At 71.5% G+C, this 14,679-nt stretch carries 20 protein-coding genes and 1 pseudogene; 12 read left to right on the forward strand and 9 right to left on the reverse strand.

Annotated features, from left to right (window positions below; genetic code table 11):
- Positions 1–85: 85 nt before the first annotated feature.
- On the reverse strand, positions 86–841 hold the full coding sequence (locus V5E28_RS29705) for a class I SAM-dependent DNA methyltransferase (protein ID WP_336211733.1): 756 nt from the start codon (positions 839–841) through the stop codon (positions 86–88).
- A 588-nt stretch (positions 842–1,429) separates the two neighbouring features.
- On the opposite strand from V5E28_RS29705, the gene V5E28_RS29710 reads away from it, so the two are divergent.
- Both V5E28_RS29710 and V5E28_RS29715 read left to right on the forward strand, forming a co-directional pair.
- Complete coding sequence (locus tag V5E28_RS29710) at positions 1,430–1,918, forward strand: SigE family RNA polymerase sigma factor (RefSeq protein WP_336211734.1); 489 nt, start codon at positions 1,430–1,432, stop codon at positions 1,916–1,918.
- Entirely contained in the window at positions 1,915–2,499 is a 585-nt protein-coding gene (locus V5E28_RS29715) for a hypothetical protein (RefSeq protein ID WP_336211736.1), read from the forward strand. The genes V5E28_RS29710 and V5E28_RS29715 overlap by 4 nt, the downstream gene beginning before the upstream one ends.
- A gap of 233 nt (positions 2,500–2,732) precedes the next feature.
- On the opposite strand, the gene V5E28_RS29720 is transcribed toward V5E28_RS29715, so the two are convergent.
- Together V5E28_RS29720 and V5E28_RS29725 are read right to left on the reverse strand one after the other, a co-directional pair.
- Entirely contained in the window at positions 2,733–2,954 is a 222-nt protein-coding gene (locus tag V5E28_RS29720) for a helix-turn-helix domain-containing protein (protein WP_336211738.1), read from the reverse strand.
- On the reverse strand, positions 2,954–3,451 hold the full coding sequence (locus V5E28_RS29725) for a DUF2975 domain-containing protein (protein WP_336211740.1): 498 nt from the start codon (positions 3,449–3,451) through the stop codon (positions 2,954–2,956). The genes V5E28_RS29720 and V5E28_RS29725 overlap by 1 nt, the downstream gene beginning before the upstream one ends.
- 250 nt (positions 3,452–3,701) lie before the next feature.
- Between V5E28_RS29725 and V5E28_RS29730 the strand changes: the two genes are divergently transcribed.
- From V5E28_RS29730 to V5E28_RS29740, 3 genes are read left to right on the forward strand one after another with little or no spacing between them, the layout of a single operon-like run.
- The gene (locus V5E28_RS29730; protein ID WP_336211742.1) at positions 3,702–4,070 is read left to right on the forward strand and encodes a YciI family protein; all 369 of its coding nucleotides are present in this window, start codon (positions 3,702–3,704) and stop codon (positions 4,068–4,070) included.
- 7 nt (positions 4,071–4,077) lie between these two features.
- Positions 4,078–4,416, forward strand: coding sequence for a YciI family protein (locus tag V5E28_RS29735; protein WP_336211744.1), 339 nt, complete (start codon positions 4,078–4,080; stop codon positions 4,414–4,416).
- Positions 4,413–5,669 carry an RNA polymerase sigma factor gene (locus V5E28_RS29740; protein ID WP_336211747.1) on the forward strand — a complete coding sequence of 419 codons (1,257 nt, stop codon included), beginning with the start codon at positions 4,413–4,415 and terminating at the stop codon, positions 5,667–5,669. Before V5E28_RS29735 ends, V5E28_RS29740 begins: the two co-directional genes overlap by 4 nt.
- Positions 5,670–5,734: 65 nt before the next feature.
- Here V5E28_RS29740 and V5E28_RS29745 read toward each other — a convergent pair whose 3' ends face one another.
- Complete coding sequence (locus tag V5E28_RS29745; RefSeq protein ID WP_336211749.1) at positions 5,735–6,325, reverse strand: TetR/AcrR family transcriptional regulator; 591 nt, start codon at positions 6,323–6,325, stop codon at positions 5,735–5,737.
- A 99-nt stretch (positions 6,326–6,424) separates the two neighbouring features.
- On the opposite strand from V5E28_RS29745, the gene V5E28_RS29750 reads away from it, so the two are divergent.
- Positions 6,425–7,309 carry an NmrA family NAD(P)-binding protein gene (locus V5E28_RS29750; RefSeq protein WP_336211752.1) on the forward strand — a complete coding sequence of 295 codons (885 nt, stop codon included), beginning with the start codon at positions 6,425–6,427 and terminating at the stop codon, positions 7,307–7,309.
- Between the two features lie 165 nt (positions 7,310–7,474).
- Here the strand turns inward: V5E28_RS29750 and V5E28_RS49660 are convergent.
- Positions 7,475–7,567 (reverse strand): annotated as a pseudogene (locus V5E28_RS49660) (hypothetical protein); the annotation flags it as partial.
- Between V5E28_RS49660 and V5E28_RS29755 the strand changes: the two are divergent.
- Entirely contained in the window at positions 7,535–7,948 is a 414-nt protein-coding gene (locus V5E28_RS29755; protein WP_442945886.1) for a hypothetical protein, read from the forward strand. The pseudogene V5E28_RS49660 and the gene V5E28_RS29755 overlap by 33 nt on opposite strands.
- A 19-nt stretch (positions 7,949–7,967) precedes the next feature.
- On the opposite strand, the gene V5E28_RS29760 is transcribed toward V5E28_RS29755, so the two are convergent.
- The gene (locus tag V5E28_RS29760) at positions 7,968–8,621 is read right to left on the reverse strand and encodes a response regulator transcription factor (RefSeq protein ID WP_336211755.1); all 654 of its coding nucleotides are present in this window, start codon (positions 8,619–8,621) and stop codon (positions 7,968–7,970) included.
- Positions 8,609–9,724, reverse strand: coding sequence for a sensor histidine kinase (locus V5E28_RS29765; RefSeq protein ID WP_336211907.1), 1,116 nt, complete (start codon positions 9,722–9,724; stop codon positions 8,609–8,611). The genes V5E28_RS29760 and V5E28_RS29765 overlap by 13 nt, the downstream gene beginning before the upstream one ends.
- Before the next feature lie 140 nt (positions 9,725–9,864).
- Here V5E28_RS29765 and V5E28_RS29770 point away from each other — a divergent pair, with 140 nt between their 5' ends.
- Together V5E28_RS29770 and V5E28_RS29775 are read left to right on the forward strand one after the other, a co-directional pair.
- Positions 9,865–10,242, forward strand: coding sequence for a DUF6069 family protein (locus tag V5E28_RS29770; RefSeq protein WP_336211756.1), 378 nt, complete (start codon positions 9,865–9,867; stop codon positions 10,240–10,242).
- Complete coding sequence (locus tag V5E28_RS29775; RefSeq protein WP_336211758.1) at positions 10,239–11,357, forward strand: alpha/beta hydrolase; 1,119 nt, start codon at positions 10,239–10,241, stop codon at positions 11,355–11,357. Before V5E28_RS29770 ends, V5E28_RS29775 begins: the two co-directional genes overlap by 4 nt.
- Before the next feature lie 27 nt (positions 11,358–11,384).
- On the opposite strand, the gene V5E28_RS29780 is transcribed toward V5E28_RS29775, so the two are convergent.
- Positions 11,385–11,606, reverse strand: a complete 222-nt coding sequence (locus tag V5E28_RS29780) for a hypothetical protein (RefSeq protein WP_336211760.1) — start codon at positions 11,604–11,606, stop codon at positions 11,385–11,387.
- A gap of 60 nt (positions 11,607–11,666) precedes the next feature.
- Positions 11,667–12,671 (reverse strand): helix-turn-helix transcriptional regulator, encoded by a 1,005-nt coding sequence (locus V5E28_RS29785; protein WP_336211761.1) that lies wholly within the window; start codon positions 12,669–12,671, stop codon positions 11,667–11,669.
- Between the two features lie 62 nt (positions 12,672–12,733).
- Here V5E28_RS29785 and V5E28_RS29790 point away from each other — a divergent pair, with 62 nt between their 5' ends.
- Genes V5E28_RS29790 through V5E28_RS29800 form a run of 3 tightly spaced genes read left to right on the forward strand, consistent with a single transcriptional unit; the run spans position 12,734 to position 14,638 of the window.
- Positions 12,734–13,351, forward strand: a complete 618-nt coding sequence (locus V5E28_RS29790; RefSeq protein WP_336211763.1) for a DinB family protein — start codon at positions 12,734–12,736, stop codon at positions 13,349–13,351.
- A 40-nt stretch (positions 13,352–13,391) separates the two neighbouring features.
- A complete protein-coding gene (locus V5E28_RS29795; RefSeq protein ID WP_336211764.1) occupies positions 13,392–13,541 on the forward strand; it encodes a hypothetical protein in 150 nt (49 codons plus the stop codon).
- Complete coding sequence (locus V5E28_RS29800) at positions 13,538–14,638, forward strand: winged helix DNA-binding domain-containing protein (RefSeq protein ID WP_336211767.1); 1,101 nt, start codon at positions 13,538–13,540, stop codon at positions 14,636–14,638. Before V5E28_RS29795 ends, V5E28_RS29800 begins: the two co-directional genes overlap by 4 nt.
- Positions 14,639–14,679: the final 41 nt, after the last annotated feature.

The following is a 14,679-nucleotide window of genomic DNA, read 5'->3' on the forward strand; positions in this document are numbered from 1 at the left end:
TCGATTGATCCGCGGTTTCAGTACGTCGCCGGGTCGCGGCGCCGGGACCGAGGGCCGGCACCTGTAGCCGGATGCCATGGCTTTCTCACTCGCCACCCCTCGTCGACCGCTGCCGCGGCTTGTGCCAGACCGAGATGTGGCTGGTGCTGTCGCTGGTGAAGGGCTCGCGCTGCCAGTTGGCCCACCGCGCGTGCAAGGTCATTCCGGCGAGCCGTGCCATGAGATCCAGCTCGGACGGCCATACGTACCGGTGCGGCGACGATCGGGTCTCAAGCCTGCCGTCCACCACCCAGTAGTGATGGGAGATCGCGATCTGCGAAGCGACGTCGTACTCCTCGAAACCGAGGTGCGCCGGGGTCACGGTGAACGGGTGGATGGTCTGGCCTGGGGGGAGACGCCGGAGCTCGGGGACGTAGACCTCGATGACGAAGCGACCGCCAGGTTCGAGGTGCGCCGCCACGTTGCGGAAGCACTCGACCTGCTCGTCCTGCGTGGTCAGGTTCGTGATCGTGTTGCGCACCAAGTAGGCGAGCCGGAAGGTGCCGCCCGGCCCGGTGGTCGCGAAGTCGCCGATGGTCACGCCGATGTCCTGCGCGCCGGGCTTGGCCCGCAGCTGCGCCACCATGGCCGGCGACAGTTCGATTCCGTGCACGCGTACGCCTCGCCGGCTGAGCGGCAACGCGATCCGGCCAGTGCCGATGCCGAGTTCGAGAGCGGCGCCTGACCCCGCCAGATCCGCGAGGAAACTGACGGCCGGGTCGACGACGGCAGGCTCGAACAGCTCCGGCCACTTGGCCTCGTACGTTTCCGCTGTCCGTTCATCGAAGTTGTTCTCCGGCACAACCCCACTGTGACCACAGACCCTCCACTGCCGCCACCCAATAACCCGGCCGGCCGCCGCGCGGCATGATCACGACTCCTGATGAAGACGATCACGGCCCTGGCGGTCTGTGGCCCCCTGTTGTGGCCGTCCCCGCCCAGGAGGCCCCGCTCAGGCTGCCTCCAAGGATCCGGTCCGAGCCCTGAAGGGCAAGCCGGCATCCGGGCACGGCGCGCGCTTCACCGAGACCACCACCCTCTCGGGCGTCGACAAGCCCAAAGGTGCAGAGCCGCAGGGGCTTCTCCCAGTTCAAGGCCTAGGTGGCCTTCTCGGTGACATGTGACAGCGTTTGCCGGTCTGCTGTGACAGCGGCCGGGCCTGCGGGTGGAGCATTGACGTGCTCCGCAACTATGCGTGCGCCTTCCCCGGCGTCGCGGCGCCGGGCGGACCCGGTGGCGGTGTGGCCAGCCCCTGCTCGTGCCGAGCGCGCTCGCCCCGATGCTGCCGCGGTCCCTACCAGCGGTATGCGGGCATCGTCGTCTCCATCCACGCGCGAACAATAGTGGGGTTTCCGGTAAGTGTGATGACGCTCCCAGGCGTGTAGAGGGTGTGGAGCAACTGGAGTTCGAGGAGTTCTACCGAGACAGCAGGGACGCGTGCCTGCGTGCCGTACTGGTCGGCACCGGGAACCCGCACCTGGCCGAGGACCTGCTCGCCGAGGCCTACGCGCAGGCGTGGAGCGCCTGGCGCAAGGTGCGGGCGCATCCCGCACCACGCGCCTGGGTCGTGCGCACCGCGCTCAACACCCACGTCTCGTGGTGGCGTAGACGCCGCCGTGAGGTCGCCCTGGCCGGCCAGGACGCCGAAGGACACCAGCAGGCGCAGGGCATCGACCCCGCGCTGATGGCGGCCCTGCGGCGCCTGCCTAGGCGGCAGCGGGAGGTGGTGGCGCTGCGGGTCTTCCTCGACCTGGACACCGAGGCCACCGCCAAAACCCTCGGCATCGCTCCGGGCACGGTCACGGCACACCTGGCACGGGCCGTCGCCACACTGCGCAGTGACCTCGCTACCGCCATCACTCAGGAGGGCCAACCATGAGCGACGTCTTCGACACCATGAGGGAGTCGATGGAGGGCGTGCACATGCACACCCCCGTCGAGCGGATCGTCGCGGCAGGCCGGGCGCGCCGCCGCAGGAATGTCACGGCGATCACGGCGGGGGTCGCCGTGGTCGGGGGCCTGTCGCTCGCCGTCGCGACCGGCGGTCCGCAGGTCAACGCGCCTCCCGCGGGCGTGCACGTCCAGCTCGCCGCCTTCTCCGTCGACAGCAACGCCGACGGTACGGTCACGGTCAAGCTCACCAAGGAGCAGACCCTCGATCCGGCGACCCTGGAGAGCACCTTGGCTCAGGCGGGCATCCCGGCTGACATACGAATCAACGAGTTCTGTGATTCCCCGGTCGACGTCCCGGGCTTCGACAAGGTCATGTCCAGCAGCAAGGAGGAGGACGGGCACGTTGTGATCACCGTCGATCCGGCGGCCATGCCCGCTGGGACAAAGATCATCGCTGGCATCAGAACGCCCGACTACCTGCCGGACAGCCCGAGCAAGCTGGGCGCTGTCTTCGGCCTGGCCCACGTCGGCGACACCCTCCGGTGCAGCACCGAGCTCCCCAGGTAGATTCAGCGAGGGGCGTTTGCCTCCCCTACCCGCCGCACCCGCCTGCCAGGGTCATGACGATCCATGGCTGCGGGTCGGCGGCGTCGCCGGTTGGCGCGGGCAGGTCGGTGACGAGCTCGTACGGGGCAATCGGCGTGTTCGACGTGAACGATCACGACGGCAAGTCCATGACCATCGACAGCCGCTTCGCCGGATGGAAACCAAGGCGCCGTCACCGTCGCCGACGGCTGATGTCACTCGTCCGCGGCGTCGTCGGCCTCCCGGCGCAGCAGGTCGCCCGGCTGGCACTCGAGAGCCTCGCAGAGCGCGTCGAGCGTCGTGAAGCGCACCGCCTTGGCGCGGCCGTTCTTGAGCACCGCCAGGTTGGCGGGCGTGATGCCGACGCGCTCCGCGAGCTCGCCCACGGACATCTTCCGCTTGGCCAGCATCACGTCGATGTCGACGACGATCGGCATCAGATGACCTCGTCCAGCTCGGCCTCCATCTGCGTCGCCTCGACGTCGCGCGCGACGGCCTGGGCGAGCAGCATCCGCAGCACGAGCACGATGATCGCGACCCCGAGGATCGCCAGGGCGGCCCCGCACAGCAGCAGGACGATGCCCGGGGCGACGGGGTCGGCCGGCGCCAGGACGACCGCGAGCGCGAACATCAGGAGGGCGGCCGCCACGACCGCGCCGATCACGACGTCCACGTACCGGAAGGCGGCGGGAGAGAACACGGTCCTGTGCCGCACCATCGTCGCCAGCCGCCACACGCAGACCAGGACGACCTGGATCGTCACGACGCCCAGGACCGTGATCACGAGGAGCGGGATGCGCAGGTAGGCGAGGTCCGCGTGGAGCCCCTCCAGGTCGTCGGCCAGCAGCGGCACCATTACGGTCTGCACGAACACCGAGCCCACGAGCAGCGCCACGAGCACGGTGCGCAGCGCGAGCACTGTCAGCTTTCCCATCATCTCTCCCTCGATCGAGTCGCGATGGAAAACTATCGATAGTCGAAACTCGACCTGCACTTCTGGCCGTACGGGTACAAGGTCGTCGGGCAGGGCACGCACAGGTGAGGCGTACTGCCGGGAAGCAGCCGGAGCGGCCGCGAAATTCTTGCGGTCCGGTGCAGCGGCGATGTCAAGCCTGCGGCACCGGCTCCGACTCACTCCTGAACGGCGCCGCTGGCTGCGCCGTCCGAACATCGAGGGAGATGACGTGAAGTTCCTGTTGATCATGCACATGAACCCGCAGGTCTGGGACGCGCTGACGGAGGAGGAGCGGAACGAGGTGATGAGCGGCCACGGCGCGTTCATGGAGACCGTCCAGAAGTCGGGGGAGATGATCGGCACCGCCGCGCTGGCCGACCCGTCGCAGAGCGCCGTGGTCAGGGTCCGGGGCGGCGTGCCGGCGGTGACGGACGGGCCGTATCTTGAGGCCAAGGAGTACCTCGGTGGCTACTACCTGGTGGAATGCGACAGCAGGGAGCGCGCCCTGGAACTGGCCGCGCTCATCCCGGACGCCGGCGTCGAGGGGCTCGGCATCGAGGTGCGGCCGGTGGTCTTCGCCGGCACGCCCGAGGGGTGATCACCCGGTGAAGTTCCTGCTGAACCTCTACGTGAACTCCGCGACCTTGCCGGGGGAGGGGCTCGACCACGAAGAGTTCCTGACCGCGGCCGGGCAGACGGGGGAGCTGGTCAGCGGCCACGCGTTCGCCGATCCGTCCATCAGCGCCGCCGTACGGGTTCGGGACGGCGGGATGACGGTGACCGAGGGGCCGTTCCTGGAAACCGCGGATCATGTCGCCGGCCAGTACCTCGTCGACTGCGCGAGCCGGGAGCGGGCCGTGGAGCTGGCCGCCCTGATACCGAGCGGTCAGGTCGGCGGCGTGGAGGTGCGGCCGCTGATGGACTCTGCCGGGATGGAGATGTGAGCACGACCGAACGCCTCGGGGACCTGCTGCGCGAGCTGGCGCCGCAGGTCCTCGGCGTGCTCCTGCGCCGGTACGGCGGGTTCGAGGAGTGCGAGGACGCGGTTCAGGAGGCGTTGCTCGCCGCGGTGACGCAGTGGCCCGCCGACGGCGTTCCGGACAGACCGCGGTCCTGGCTGGTCACCGTCGCCTCCCGCCGTCTGATCGATCAGGTACGCAGCGAGCAGGCGCGCCGGCGCCGGGAGGTCACCGCGGCGGTGCGGGACGTGCCGGTGCCCGGCGACGAAAAACCGGGGGACCAGGACGACACGCTCGCGCTGCTCTTCCTGTGCTGCCACCCGGCACTGACACCCGCCTCCCAGGTGGCCCTCACGCTGCGCGCCGTCGGCGGGCTCACCACCGCGGAGGTGGCGCGGGCGTTCCTCGTGCCGGAGGCCACGATGGCGCCGCGGATCAGCCGTGCCAAGCAGCGGATCAAGACCGCTGGGGCGTCGTTCGAGATGCCGCCCGCCCAGGAACGGGCCGAACGGCTGGACGCCGTCCTACAGGTGCTGTACCTGATCTTCAACGAGGGCTACACCGCCAGCTCCGGTCCCGACCTGCACCGCGGCGAGCTCACCACGGAGGCGATCCGGCTCACCCGCATGGTCCACAGGTCCCTGCCGGATGACGGTGAAGTCGCCGGCCTCCTCGCGCTGATGCTGCTGACGGACGCCCGCCGCGCCGCCCGCACCAGCCCGGACGGCGCTCTCGTGCCGATGTCCGAGCAGGACCGGAGCCGTTGGGACGCCGCCATGATCGAAGAGGGCGCCGCGCTGGTCACCGACGCCATGTCCTCCTCACCCCTCGGCCCCTACCAGCTCCAGGCCGCGATCGCCGCGCTGCACGTCCAGGCGTCGCGGGCCGAGGACACCGACTGGGAACAGATCCGGATCCTGTACGGCATCCTCGGCCGGATCGCGCCGAACCCGATGGTCACCCTCAATCACGCCATCGCGCTCGCGATGACCCGCGGGCCCCGGACCGGGCTCGAACTGCTGGAAAGCCTGGACGGCGACCCTCGCGTGGCCCGCCACCACCGCTTGTACGCCGTCCGCGCCCACCTGCAGGAGCTGGCCGGCGAGCACGCCGCCGCCCGGGAGAACTACAGGCTGGCGGCCCGGCTGACCACGAGCCTCCCCGAACAGCGCTACCTGTGGGGCAGGGCAGGCCGCCTGGACGCACGGACGGGAGAAGAGCACACCAGCCACGAGTGAAACGGCGCCAACGGACGCCGGTCCATGGCGTGCTCGGTAACGCTGAGTTGAGCCCCCGATCGACCTCAGGCGTGGCTACTCCTCGGTGAGCGCAGTCCGTCCAGGGCGAAGGCGAGCAGGCGCTCGCCCTGGGTCGCGGAGGTCTGCTCTCCGGCCCAGGCCAGCGCGTTGATCAGGGCGTACAGGTCCGATGCCGTGACGTCGGCACGTACCGTGCCCGAGGCCCGCGCGCGATCGAGGAGCTGCTCGCCTGCGCTGAGCACCGACCGGCATGCGGCGTGCAGCTCGGACGTCTCATCCTCGATGGCGTGCATCAGCGACGCCGCGAGGCCCCGATAGGTGGCGGTGTGCTCGATCGCCGTCCTCGTCCAGGCGACCAGGGCCTCGTAGGGGGACGCCTGCTCCAGCAGGTCACGGCCGGTGCCGGACAGCGCCTCCATACGGTCGCGCATCAGCGCCTCCAGCAGGGCCTGCCGGGTGGGGAAGTGGGCATACAGGGTGCCGTTCGCGACGCCGGCGCGCCGGGCGACGTCCTCCAACGAGGCGTCCACGCCATGCTCGGTGAATGCGTTCGCCGCCTCGGCGAGCAGCCGTTCGTAGTTGCGGCGCGCATCGGCGCGCATGCGGCGCTGGCGTGGCCTGTCGGTGCTTGCCATACGGTGACTTCCTCGGTTGCTAAGTCGAGACTCTCTCAATATATTTCTTGAGGCAGTCTCAGCTTACTGGCCCTCATCCGGGCCCAGGAAAGGATCCCCATGACCACCATGGACAGACCCGTTCTCGTGATCGGCGCCACGGGCCGCCAGGGCGGCGCGGCCGTCGCCCACCTGCTGGCGGCCGGCCGGCCGGTACGAGCCCTGGTCCGCGACCCCGGCGCCCCCGCCGCCAAGGCGCTCGCGGCGGCGGGGGCCAAGCTGCGCATCGGGAACCTGGACGACCCCGGTTCCCTGGCCAGGGCCGCGACCGGCGCGTACGGGGTCTTCGGTGTCACGCCCGACGACGAGGACTCCGACCGCGAGGTCCGGCGCGGCCTCGCCCTGGCCGACGCCGCCGTCGCGGCCGGTGTCTCGCACCTGGTGTTCGCCTCGGTCGGTGGTGCGGAACGCGGGACCGGCATCCCGTACTGGGAGAGCAAATGGCGCATCGAGCAGTACATCCAGAAGCTCGGCCTGCCCGCCACGATCCTGCGGCCCGTCCGGTTCATGGAGAACCACGCCATTCCCGGCCTGCCCCTCGGCGGGATCGCCGGACAGGAGCTCGTCCACCTCTTCGCCCCCGAGACGCCGGTGCAACTCATCGCCGTCACCGACATCGGCGCCTTCGCCGCCCTCGCCTTCGCCCACCCGGACGACTACCTCGGGCAAGCCATCGAGATCGCCGGCGACGAACTGACACCTCTCCAGGCCGTGGAGCTCATCAGCCGGAGCATCGACCGCGAGATCACCTACCGGCAGGTCGCCATCGACAGCGCCGGATGGGGCGAGGACGCCGGACGAGCCTTCGCCGACGGGCGGGGCCTGTGGCGGGCCGACATCGCGGCGCTGCGCCGACGCCACCCCGGCATGCTGGACTTCTCCTCCTGGCTCCAGCAAGGCGGCAGCGCCAGGATCCAGGAGCTGTTCACCACCCGAGAAAGCTGAACGTCCGCACGGGAAGCGACAGCGGCGCTGGGGTGGTCGGCGTGCGTGCCTTGGACGCCGCTCAGCCGGTGAGGAAGGCTGCCGGGCCGGGTCGCCGGCCTCGACCGCCATGGCGAGGGCCGCCCGGTGGTCCTCCACCGCCTGGGCCACCTCGCCCAGGCGGCGCGCCGCGACGCCCATGCCGTTGAGCGCGTCGGCCTCGCCGCTGAGGTAGTTCAGGCCGCGATGGTGCTCCAGCGCCTCCCGGTAGTGCTCCAGCGCCTGCGCGGAGCGTCCCTGCCACAGGCGGATCTGCCCGAGGTTGGCGCAGATCGTGCCCTGCCCGCCGGGCAGCCCGAGCGCCTCGAAGCCCGCCAGTGCCTGCCGCAGCGCCCGCTCGGCCTCGTCGTAGCGGGCGCTGCGGCATGTCGAACCCCGTCACCGTCCTGCCCGGCGCGATGCAGCCGCGAGATCCCGGCCGAGGTCGGCGACGCCTTCGCCGCTAAGGCGGGCTTCGACCCGCGCAAGCAGCGCGGTGCCTACCCCTACTTCCGCATCGTCCCGCTCCAGGTGCAGGCCTGGCGCGAGGTGAACGAGCTCGCCGAGCGCGATCTCATGATCGACGGGAGGTGGCTCAGCGCTCCGGATACGGATAGGTGATCTCCTGGAGTCATGCCGGTCAGGCGAGGCCGGCGTCGTGGGCGAGGAGTGCGATCTGGGTGCGGTTGTCCAGGGAGAGCTTGGTCAGGATGCTGGAGACGTGCGCTTTCACCGTGGTGATGCCCATGGCGAGCTCGGCGGCGATGTCCGCGTTCGACCGGCCGTGCGCGATCGCGAGAGCCACTTCGTGCTCGCGGGGGGTGAGGGCGGCGAGCGCGGCGCGGGCCCGTTCGTAGGCTCCGGCCTGGGCGACGGTCCGGTCCATCAGCCGCCGGGTGATGCGCGGGGACAGGATCGGTTCCCCCGTCGCGACCCGGGTGACCGCTTCCACGATCTGCGGCGGCGGGGTGTCCTTGAGGAGGAATCCGCTGGCGCCCGCGCGCAGCGCGTGCAGGATGTTCTCGTCGGTGTCGAAGGTGGTCAGCACGATCACCTCCGGCGGACGGGCGCGGGCGCGCAGCCGGCGGGTGGCGGTGATGCCGTCCACGCGCGGCATGCGCAGATCCATGAGGACGACATCGGGGGCGTGGGCGTCGGTGGCGGTGATGGCCTCCTGGCCGTCGGCCGCCTCGGCGACGACGGTGATGCCGGCGGTGCCGTCGAGCATCATGGACAGCCCGGCGCGGACCAGGGCGTCGTCGTCGACCAGGAGCACGCGGATCACTCGGGCCATGGTAGCCAGGCCTGGAGCCGGAACTGCCCGCCGGTGCTCTGGTGGTCCAGCTGTCCGCCGGCCAGCCGTATCCGCTCGGTGAGTCCGACCAGGCCGACGCCGCTGCCGGGCGCGGTCGGCGCCGAGCCTGACGGGGGCAGCGGGTTGCTGAGGGTGATCAGCAGGCGTGTGCCGGGCGTGCCGCTCAGCAGCACCTCCACCGGCCGGCCGGGGGCGTGCTTGCGGGCGTTGGTCAGCCCTTCCTGTACGACGCGGTAGCCGGTCCTCCCGGTGGCGGGCGGGGCGGCGCCGGTGGTGTCGTCGCTGATGTGTACGGCTTGGCCGGCCTGGCGTGCTTCGGCGACCAGGCGTGGCAGGTCGGCCAGCGTGGGCCGGGGCTCCAGCTCGTTCAGGAGGTCGTCCTCCTCGCGCAGCAGACCGATCACCTGGCGCAACTCCTCAAGCGCCTGGTGCACTCCGGAGCGGACCACGCCGGCGGCCCGGGCGAGCTGCTCGGGAGAGGAGTCCGGGCGGTATTCCAGCGCCCCGGCGTGCGTGGCGACCAGCGACAGGCGGTGGGCCAGCACGTCGTGCATCTCCCCGGCGAGCTTGCGGCGCTCGGCCATCCGGGCCTCGGCGACCCGCCTGCCCTGCTCGGCTTCGGCGCGACTGGCGCGCTCGCTCAGCGAGATGAGCAGGGCGCGGCGGGAGCGGGCCAGCGTCCCCCAGCCGAGCAGCGCGCCGTACGCGGCACAGATCAGCAGGAGCCACCAGCCGAAGGAGATGCCGGAGTTCGGCCGCCACAGCCCCTGAACCAGGTGCGCCGCGATGCCCGCCGTCGCCACCGCCGCCGCGACGGGGAACCGCCTGTGCTGGGCCACCTGCAGTGCCCCCAGCGTCGCCGCCGGCGTGGCCACCGGGGAGGCCACGGCCAGGAGGGTGGCGGCGAGCGCCCCGGAGACCGGCCACCACAACTGGGCGAGCGCCGCGACCAGGCTCACCGCCGCGACCGCGACATCCAGCCCCGGCATGGACCCGCCAGTCTCTCCCCACAGCAGCACGCCGGTCAGCGCGCCCACTCCGAGGATCACGCCCGCCATCGCCACAGGTCGCGGGGATCGCATCTCGGTCACCGGCCCAGGCTAGTCGTCGGCACGGGAGCGCCATCACCTACCAAAGTCGGACCCGGACCCCACCAGGGAAGGACAGAGCCCGACCGTGCGCCCGATGCGGCGGGCTGGGGAGCCGGGCGAGGCTGACCAGCATGAACATCTCGATCAGAAGACCTCTCCTCGCCGTGATCGGCGCACCCGCCGCCGCTCTGGCCGTGTGGGCCTTGGCGGTGCCTGTGGCAGGCATCACGCCGACCGTGCGGATGGGCGGCGGCACGCAAACGATCGGCCCGGTGCCGGTCGTGGTGGCGAGCCTGCTGGCGGGGCTCATGGGCTTGGCGCTCGTGGCCGTCCTGGAGCGATGGGCGGCCCGGCCCGGCCGTATCTGGACGATCATCGCCCTGGTCGTGTGTGTCCTGTCCCTTCTGGGCCCGCTCGGCAGCGCCGTCGGCGCCGGCGCCATGCTGGTGCTGATCCTGCTGCATCTGGTCGTCGGCGCGGTGCTCATCCCGGGGCTGGTACGGCGATGAGCCTGCCCTACGGATACCTCTTCACCGTGGCGGTCATCGCGATCTGCTGCCTGTTCGCGCTGGCGGCACCGGCCCGGCCGCGGCCCCTGGCCATGCTCGGGTTCCGCCTCGGCGTGGCACTCAACGAGCTGCCCTTCGTGGCGTCCGCCTGGCTCCTGGCCGCCACGGTTCTGGCCCTCGTCCTGGGTGACCTGACCTCGCCCGTCGTCGCAGGAGGGGCGGCGGTGACCATGGCGGGCCTGGTCCTGGTGGCCTGGCGTGGCCATCTGGCGCTGCCTGCCGTGCGACGCGCGATGGGGCCGGTGCCCGTCACGCGTCGCCTGCCGTACGGGCGGATCCTGCTCAGCCCGTTCCTCCGCCGCCACCGCGCCGTGGAGCGGATTCCCGACATCCGGTACGGTCCCGCCGGCAAGCGCAACCTGCTGGACCTCTACCGCCACCGCTCCCGGCCCACCGCGGCCCCGGTCCTGATCCACCTGCATGGCGGCGGCTACAGCGGGGGCAGGAAGAACAGCCAGGCGCTGCCGCTTCTGTACCGTCTGGCCGGCCAGGGCTGGGTGTGCATCAGCGCGAACTACCGTCTGCGCCCGCAGGCCAGCTTCGAGGACCACCTGGTGGATGCCAAGAGGGCCGTCGCCTGGGTCCGGGAGCACGGCCGCCTCTACGGCGCCGACCCCGATCGGATCTTCCTCGCGGGCAGCTCGGCCGGCGCCCACCTGTCGGCCATGGCCGCGCTCACTCCGAGCGACCCCGCCTTCCAGCCCGGTTTCGAGCAGGTGGACACATCCGTCGCGGGGGTGATCGGCCTGGGCGGCTACTACGGCCCTTACAGCACGGACCCGCAGACCTCGCCTCTTGCCCATGTCCGGCCGGATGCGCCGCCGTTCTTCCTGGCCCATGGCGACCGTGACACCGTCGCCCCGGTAGAGGGCGCCCGGCTCTTCGCCGAACGCCTGCGCGATCTCTCGGCCCAGCCGGTCGTCTACGCCGAACTGCCTGGCGGGCAGCACGCCTTCGACCTGTTCCACTCGCTGCGCTTCGAAGCCGTCATCAACGCCGTAGAGGCCTTCACCGCCCGAGTCCTGTCACCCGGTTCCTCGACGGCCGACCGCTAGCTCGCGCGGCACTCGCCCCGCTCGACCTCAGTGCTGGCGTCGCAGAGTCCAGAACAGCCAGGTGCCGGAGGCCGCGCACGTGGCCACGTCCCAGCCCTGACCCCCGAGTTCGGAAAGCACCGCGACCAACTGGTCGTAACTGCCGGTGAACATGCGCTCATTGCCGCCGGGCGTGTTGACCCGGATGGTCTGCTCGTTCCACAACCATTCGACGGTGGCGAACTCGTACGTGAAAATCGTTGCCCCCATTCGGGTCGACCGCCACAGGAGACGGCAGCGCTACATGATCGTATATCAACGTCTCGCCCATCACGGAGTGGCGGGGCTGCCGGTCGCGGCGTTGGCGAAGCGCTGGGCCAGATGGGCGAAGGCGTCCTTGAGCTCGGCCGGGCCGACGACCTCGATGTCGGCGTCGAACCTGCCGATGGCGGCGGCCAGAGCAGGCCATGACCACGAGCCCAGGACGAGCCGGCAGCGGTCCGGGCCGAGTTCCTCGACGACTCCGTCGCGGGTGTAGCGGGACACGGCGGCGGCGGGCAGGTCGAGGATCACCTCGCCGCGGCAGGGCCAGTCGCCGGAGCCGTCGGAGCCCAGGAACCTGCCGGCCACGAAGGCGGCCACCTCACCTCCGGGCAGCTCGCGCGGGGTGAAGCGGGGCCCGGTAGGGGTGCGCGGAGTGATCCGATCGGCACGGAAGCTGCGCCAGTCCTCGCGGTCGAGGTCCCAGGCGACGAGGTACCAGCGCCCGCCCCAGGTGACGAGGTGGTGAGGCTGCACCCGGCGCGGCGGGGTGTGCACGCCGTTGTCGTCCGCTCCTGGTGGGGATGCGGGGCCGTAGTCGAAGCGCAGCACCTCGCGGGCATGGACGGCGGCGCTGAGTGCCATGAGCACACCGCTGTCGACCTGTGGGTCCGGCCGGATCGCGGGCCGCTCGACGGCGGTGACCTGGAGGGTGTCGATCCGGTGGCGCAGCCGTGCGGGCATGACCTGGCGGACGGTGTTCAGCGCGCGTGCCGCGGCTTCCTCGATGCCGGCACCGGTGGTGGTGGCGATCTGGAGTGCGATGGCCAGGGCGACGGCCTGCTCGTCGTCGAACAGCAACGGGGGCAGCTCCGTGCCGGCCTCGAGCCGGTAGCCGCCGTCGGGCCCCTTGAAGGCCGCGATGGGATAGCCGAGCTCGCGCAGGCGATCGACGTCTCGGCGCACGGTGCGCTGGCTGACGTCCAGCCGCTCGGCCAGCAGCGCTCCCGGCCAGTCCCGGCGAGCCTGGAGCAGCGAGAGCAACGACAGCAGTCGCGCTGAGGTCTTCGGCATGATTCCCATATTGCCCGGAGAAGCGGCCACTCCCTGGCCGCTTCTCCTGTGACTGTTGTCGCGTGCCACTCAACGACGACAACCCGAAAGGCCCCAATTCCGTGACCGCCACCTCCACGTCCCCCTCAACCCTCGACGCCGAGCGGGGTGACCTGCTCGCCGCGCTCGCGACCGCGCGATCCGCCCTGACCGACACCATCCGCGGGCTCGGCGACGAGCGACTGGGCGAGCGCCCGACGGTCAGCGCCCTGTGCCTGGGCGGGCTGATCAAGCACGTCGCGTCCATGGAGGAAGGGTGGATGCGCTTCGTGGTCGAGGGCCCATCGGCGATGCGCCACGACCTGCCCGACGGTGTCACCTGGGATGACCTCGCGGCCGGTATCGCGCGCGAGATCCCGCAGTGGGCGATCGATCACCAGAACGACTTCAGGATGCTGCCCGGCGAGACACCGGCCCGGATCCTCGCGCGTTACGAGCGGGTCGCCGCCCGCAGCGAGGAGATCGTCGCCGCCGTCCCCGACCTGTCGGCGACGCACCCGATGCCGGATGCGCCCTGGAACGAGCCGGGAGCGGTCCGGAGCGTGCGCCGGGTGCTGATGCACGTCATCGCCGAGACCGCCCAGCACGCCGGGCACGCAGACATCCTGCGCGAGACGCTCGACGGGCAGAAATCAACCTGAGCGTGACACGCTCTGCCGGATCGGCCCGTGGGCTCGGGTCGTGTACGCAATCGAAGGGAACGGCTTCACCGTGAAGATGCGCGAGCTGGGGGTCATCGGCTCGATGGGGGAGGGGGCCGACCGCGGCGGCAGCTCACGGCGCCGGCTCGTCACCGAGGTCGAGCACGCGCGCCGCGGCATGAGCCGATGACCGTTCTCGGCACCCGGGCGCTCAACCGCGCGACGCTCGCCCGGCAGTTGCTGCTCGATCGCGCCGACGTGCCGGTCCTCGACGCCGTCGCGCACCTGTGCGGCCTGCAGGCGCAGGAACCGCAGGAACCGTTCGTCGGGCTCTGGTCGCGGCTGCGCGCGTTCGACCCCGCGGTGCTCTCGGACCTGCTGATCCGGCGGAGCGTGGTGCGGACCCACCTCATGCGCCGCACCGTCCATCTCCTCACCGCCGACGACGCCCTGGCCTGGCGGGCCCGTCACGACGCCATGCTGCGCCAACGGGTACTCGGGAACTACCGCCGCGAGCTCGCCGGGGTGGACCTCGACGAGCTCGCGACCGCAGGCCGGGCGGTGATGGCCGACGACGAGCCGCGTTCGATGACCGAGCTCGCGCGGGCGCTGGCCGAGCGCTGGCCGGCGCCGGGGCCGCGGGCTCTGGGCGAGATGCTGATCGCCGCCCTCGTCCCGATGGCGCAGCTGCCGCCGCGCGGGCTCTGGCGGACGAGGGCGGGAGTGCGCAACGTCCCGCTCTCGTCCTGGCTGGGCCGCGAGATCGCCCCTCCTTCCCCGGACGGCTCCGATCCAGTGGGCCAGGCGCTGGTACGGCGCTATCTGGCCGCGTTCGGCCCCGCCGCCGCGGCCGACCTGCGCGCCTGGTGCGGCCTGGCCGGACTGCCGGCCGCGGTGGCCGCGATACGCGAGGAGCTGGTCACCTTCCGCGACGAGCGGGGCCGGGAGTTACTGGACCTCCCCGACGCGCCGCGCCCCGACCCCGACACGCCCGCCCCGGTGCGGTTCCTGCCGGCGTTCGACAACGCGCTCCTGGGTTACCACGACCGCAGCCGGATCGTCGACGACGCCCACCGCGGCCTGTCGGTCGCCGGCGCCCGCGTCGTCCTGGTCGACGGCCGGGTCTCCGCGACCTGGAGCGTGACGGCCGGCACCGTGACGGTCACCCCACTGCGCCTCTTCTCTCGGACCGACCGCGCCGCCGTGGCCGAGCAGGCGCGAGCGCTGGCGTCGTTCCTCTCCGACGACGACAGCCACCGCGTACAGATCGCCGCGTCTCCCTCCTGAGCGACGCCCCCGTGGGCGCCCGTGGGTTCAGCGCCGCGCTC

Origin of the sequence: Nonomuraea sp. LPB2021202275-12-8, from assembly GCF_037044575.1 — a bacterium.
Taxonomy (GTDB): Bacteria; Actinomycetota; Actinomycetes; order Streptosporangiales; family Streptosporangiaceae; genus Nonomuraea.

Excerpts from the sequence above, each read along its gene's own strand:
- V5E28_RS29715 (WP_336211736.1), top strand. The coding sequence starts at position 1,915 with ATGAGCGACGTCTTCGACACCATGAGGGAGTCGATGGAGGGCGTGCAC.
- V5E28_RS29720 (WP_336211738.1), bottom strand. The coding sequence starts at position 2,954 with ATGCCGATCGTCGTCGACATCGACGTGATGCTGGCCAAGCGGAAGATG.
- V5E28_RS29725 (WP_336211740.1), bottom strand. The coding sequence starts at position 3,451 with ATGGGAAAGCTGACAGTGCTCGCGCTGCGCACCGTGCTCGTGGCGCTG.
- V5E28_RS29745 (WP_336211749.1), bottom strand. The coding sequence starts at position 6,325 with ATGGCAAGCACCGACAGGCCACGCCAGCGCCGCATGCGCGCCGATGCG.
- V5E28_RS29750 (WP_336211752.1), top strand. The coding sequence starts at position 6,425 with ATGACCACCATGGACAGACCCGTTCTCGTGATCGGCGCCACGGGCCGC.
- V5E28_RS29755 (WP_442945886.1), top strand. The coding sequence starts at position 7,535 with ATGGTGCTCCAGCGCCTCCCGGTAGTGCTCCAGCGCCTGCGCGGAGCG.
- V5E28_RS29760 (WP_336211755.1), bottom strand. The coding sequence starts at position 8,621 with ATGGCCCGAGTGATCCGCGTGCTCCTGGTCGACGACGACGCCCTGGTC.
- V5E28_RS29765 (WP_336211907.1), bottom strand. The coding sequence starts at position 9,724 with ATGCGATCCCCGCGACCTGTGGCGATGGCGGGCGTGATCCTCGGAGTG.
- V5E28_RS29770 (WP_336211756.1), top strand. The coding sequence starts at position 9,865 with ATGAACATCTCGATCAGAAGACCTCTCCTCGCCGTGATCGGCGCACCC.
- V5E28_RS29775 (WP_336211758.1), top strand. The coding sequence starts at position 10,239 with ATGAGCCTGCCCTACGGATACCTCTTCACCGTGGCGGTCATCGCGATC.
- V5E28_RS29780 (WP_336211760.1), bottom strand. The coding sequence starts at position 11,606 with ATGGGGGCAACGATTTTCACGTACGAGTTCGCCACCGTCGAATGGTTG.
- V5E28_RS29785 (WP_336211761.1), bottom strand. The coding sequence starts at position 12,671 with ATGCCGAAGACCTCAGCGCGACTGCTGTCGTTGCTCTCGCTGCTCCAG.
- V5E28_RS29800 (WP_336211767.1), top strand. The coding sequence starts at position 13,538 with ATGACCGTTCTCGGCACCCGGGCGCTCAACCGCGCGACGCTCGCCCGG.